This window comes from Deferrisoma sp. (genome assembly GCF_054681715.1).
This window is the reverse complement of record NZ_BAAHFQ010000221.1, coordinates 1-3,942: the sequence shown is the minus strand read 5'-3', so window position 1 is coordinate 3,942 and position 3,942 is coordinate 1. Positions and strand designations below refer to the sequence as shown.

Genomic DNA, 3,942 nt, shown 5'->3' with positions numbered 1-3,942 from the left:
GCCTTCACCTCCAGGGTTCCCCCGGCGGCCCGCACCCGCGCCTGCACCCACGCCACGGCCGCCCGTTCCACGGCCGGCAGGCCCAGGGCCCAGACCCCCACGACCAGCGCGCCCAAAAAGGTGCCGAAAATCCAAAGGAAGCGCCGCACCCGCACCTCTCAAACGGTTTCGCGCGTTACGCTGGGAAGCTGGAAAGCTGCGAGGCTGGGACGCTCTACCCCCCGATCCCAGCGCCTTCGCCCACCCCCCTGATACCAAGTTGCGTTCAAACCGACACCCATCCCGGGGCCCGACAAGGGGCCTGGTTCCGGCCGTGCGTGAGTGCGGCATCCGGCTCACGCTGCAGCCGGCACTCAGCCCGGCGCCGCCATGAACGGCGGAAACACGAACGTTGGCGAGTCATCGGTGGGCTCATGGCGAGGGAGACATCGGCTGAGTGCCGGCTGCAGCGACTGTAGGAGCCACGCCCGGCGCTCCACCAGGCCCCTTGCCGGGCCGAATCAGGAAACGGTAGTTTTGAACGCAACTTGGTATGAGACTTCGGGTTCGAGCCTTCCAGCCTCCCCGCTTCCAACTGACACGGACCCGTCGCCCGCGTCAGGGGGGCAAGGGGCCTCCCGGAGAGCCGGGTGCGGCCGTACCGGGGAACAGAAATCAGAATTCGGCCGACAGGATTCCGTAGCCCCGCGATGCACCGACCCCTGTCCTCTGATGTCCGATTTCTGACACGGGGGCCCCTTGCCCCGCCCGCCAGCGCGCGCCCCGGCGCTTACGCGTGTCAATCGGTCGCAAGCAGGCCGCGGAGCGCGGCCTACGGAGCTTCCCTACGGCGGACAGTCGGCGCAGACCGACCGGAACAGGTTGGTGCTGAGGTAGCGGTCGCCCCGGTCGGGGAGCACGGCCACCACGGTGCCCGACTCCAGCTCCCGGGCCACCCGCAGGGCCCCGGCCACGGCCGCCCCGCTCGACATGCCGACGAACAGCCCCTCTTCCAGGGCCAGCCTCCGGCAGGTCTCGAAGGCCTCGGCGTCGCCCACCTCGAGGATCCGGTCGGGAAACCGGGGATCCCACAGATCCGGCACGATGGCCTCCCGCATGCTCTTCAGGCCCTGGATGGCATGCCCCGGAGGGGGTTCCACGGCCACCACGGCCACGGCCGGGCTGCGCTCCTTCAGAAACCGGCCGGTGCCCATCAGGGTGCCCGTGGTGCCGAGGCCGGCCACGAAGGCATCGATCTCGCCGCCCGTCTGCTCCCAGATCTCGGGGCCGGTGGTCTCGTAGTGGGCCAGGGCGTTGGCCGGGTTCCCGTACTGGTTGGGCATGTAGTACCGCTCCGGATCCTCGGCCACCATGCGCCGGGCCAGCCGGATCGCGCCGTCGGTGCCCTCGGGCCCCGGGCTCAGGATCACCCGGGCCCCGAAGGCCTCGAGCACCCGGCGCCGCTCCAGGCTCACGCAGGCCGGCATGACCAGGGTCACCCGGTAGCCCCGGGCCGCCCCGATCATGGCCAGCGCGATACCCGTGTTCCCCGACGTGGGCTCCAGGATCTCCCGGCCCGGGCGGAGGTCCCCGGCCCGCTCGGCCGCTTCGATCATGTACCGGGCCGGCCGGTCCTTCACGGACCCGCCCGGGTTTGCGCCCTCCAGCTTCGCCAGCACCCGGACCCGGGAACTCGGCACTAGCCGGTCGAGGCACACCAGGGGCGTCCATCCGATGGCCGAAACCACCCCCCGGGGCCGCCCCACGACCGCGCCGCGAACCGGCTCCCTCCGTTCTTCCAGTTGGGGCCTCATCGTCGCCCGCTCCGCTGTTGGAGAAACTCGATCATGCCCTCGCGGGCGGCCTGGGCGGCCGGCACCGCCTCCACCACCTCCACCCGGAGCCACGGGATCCCCTGGGCCACGGCCCGGAGCACCCCGGCCGTGAGCCCCGGCCGCACCCGTACGGCCCGGGGCCGCCGGCCCACGCGCAGGAACCCTTCGAACAGGGACTCCGGGATCTCCCCGTAGGTATACTCGTAGGGCTCCAAGGGCTCGAAGGTGTCCACGTGGATCACCGCCCCCGACTGCTGGTCCGCCACGACCAGAAGCACCGGGAAAAAGCGTTCCCCCCTTCGGGGCCCCACGGGCGTGAACGCGAGCCCGGCCTCGACCTCGGCGCAGCCGATCCCCACGGGAAGCCTCTCCACCGCCTCCACGAGGGCGCCGTCGATGGCGATGGGAATCCGGGTCTCTGGAAACTCCGGGGGCGGCATGTACCGGTCGGACCACACCAGGGCACCCTTCCGGCGCCGGGCCACCCGATGGAGAAGCGCGTCGGGGCTCGGCCCGAACAGGATCGAGGGGTCGTCCTGGAGCCGCCGGGCCACGTCGAGGAGCTGCTCCCCCGCCGCCGCCAGGAACCGCGCCTCGGCCTCGGTGGGCAGACACGGCTCCCACCCGGGCCGGTAGGCCCGGAACAGGGGCCAGGCCTGCCTCCCCCGGAACCGGAAGCCCCGCTCGACCAGGAGATCGCGGTCGGCGCGCTCGAGAAGGCTCCGGTCCTCGAACGACATCTGGAGCTGGGGGATCTCGAAGAACAGCTCCGGGGAGGCCTCGATCTCCCCGTTTTGCATCCGGGAAAACCCCAGAAGCCCCACGGGTCCCCGGTACACGGCCATGGCCAGGTGCTCGCCCTGGGTTCCCATGACGCTCACGTACCCGTGCTCCCCCGTGTCGGGGTCCACGACCCCGAACACCTGGGCCTCGTCCATCCAGCGCCAGGGGGCCAGGGTCTTCACCTCCACCGCGACCCGGATCAGCCGGGTCCAGACCTCCTCCTGCTCGTCGCTCATGGGGGTTCCCTTGCGTCGGTCGTCGTTCCACGGTTTCCGGGCCCGGAAGGATGGGGCCAGGGACGGCAGTCCCTCGCCCCCCTCCCGCCGGGCCCGCATCCTACCCGGTCCGGCGGGGCAGACGCCAGAAGCCGACCCGGTTCATCGCCACCACCGACGAAGCCCCCAGTCGAGCCCCAGGAGCCCCACGGTCACCGCCCAGAGCCACCACCGGGGCCACACCTCGTCCACCCGCCGGCCCACCACCTCGAGCCGGTCCCGGGCCCGGGCCTCCAGATCCCGAAACAGCCCGGCGTCGCCCGGTTCCACCACGCGCCCGCCCGAGGACTCGGCCAGGGCCTCCAGGTACGCCCGGTCGATCCCGAGCCGCAGCGGTTCCGGGCTCGGGGGTTCCACGGGAAGCCCGATCCGGTCGCGGCCCAGGAACACGCCCCCCAACCGGGCCTCGATCTCCGCCGCCCACACCCCCTCGGCGGGCACGGTCACGGCTTCGGCCTGGTACTCCCCGGCGGCCGTCTCGCGCCAAACCAGGGCCTGTTCCTGCCCGGCCTCGCCCACCAGCCGGCCGGTCACCTCGGCCCCCCGGGCCGGCTGGTACGAGGGGTCGAGCACCCGGGCCCGAAGGGTAAAGGGGGTGCCGGCCCGCACCGTCCCGGCCGGCACCGCCAGCCGCACCAGCTCCGTTTCCGGGTCGTGGACGAGCCAGCGCAGCACCCGGCCCCAGAACTCCCGGTAGGGGCCGTCGTCGCCGCCGGCCCCCACGGCCGGCAGGGTCCAGCGCCACAGGCTGTCGGTGGTCACGGCCATGACCCGGCCGGCGCCCGCCTCGGCGGTCACCAGGAGCGGCACGGGCCCGTACTCGTTTCGGCGCTCGGGGTTCTCGGCCAGCACCACCGCGCCCGGCCGGGGCCGCAGGACCCAGTTCATCCCCTCCAGGGGCGGCAACCCGTCCCACAGGGCGCGGTTCTCGGCCGGATCGGGCCTCCACCGCAGGATCGGATGGGCCTCGCCGGCCGGGGTCAGCCGGGGACGGAACCGGCCCGGGAAAAACGCCTGGCCGGGCACCATCCCCGAGAGATCCACGGGCAGGATCTCGGCCAGGGGGCTGT

General features: G+C 72.8%; 2 protein-coding genes and 1 pseudogene. All 3 read right to left on the bottom strand.

The window, feature by feature from the left end; translation table 11 throughout:
• Positions 1-824 precede the first annotated feature (824 nt).
• On the bottom strand, positions 825-1,793 hold the full coding sequence (locus ACY0I8_RS16850; protein ID WP_459942173.1) for a PLP-dependent cysteine synthase family protein: 969 nt from the start codon (positions 1,791-1,793) through the stop codon (positions 825-827).
• The gene (locus tag ACY0I8_RS16845) at positions 1,790-2,833 is read right to left on the bottom strand and encodes a DUF7309 domain-containing protein (RefSeq protein ID WP_461395672.1); all 1,044 of its coding nucleotides are present in this window, start codon (positions 2,831-2,833) and stop codon (positions 1,790-1,792) included. The genes ACY0I8_RS16850 and ACY0I8_RS16845 overlap by 4 nt, the downstream gene beginning before the upstream one ends.
• A gap of 141 nt (positions 2,834-2,974) precedes the next feature.
• Positions 2,975-3,942, bottom strand: a pseudogene (locus ACY0I8_RS16840) (hypothetical protein); the annotation flags it as partial.

Coding starts and splice junctions, on each gene's coding strand:
- ACY0I8_RS16845 (WP_461395672.1), bottom strand. CDS start 2,833: ATGAGCGACGAGCAGGAGGAGGTCTGGACCCGGCTGATCCGGGTCGCG.
- ACY0I8_RS16850 (WP_459942173.1), bottom strand. CDS start 1,793: ATGAGGCCCCAACTGGAAGAACGGAGGGAGCCGGTTCGCGGCGCGGTC.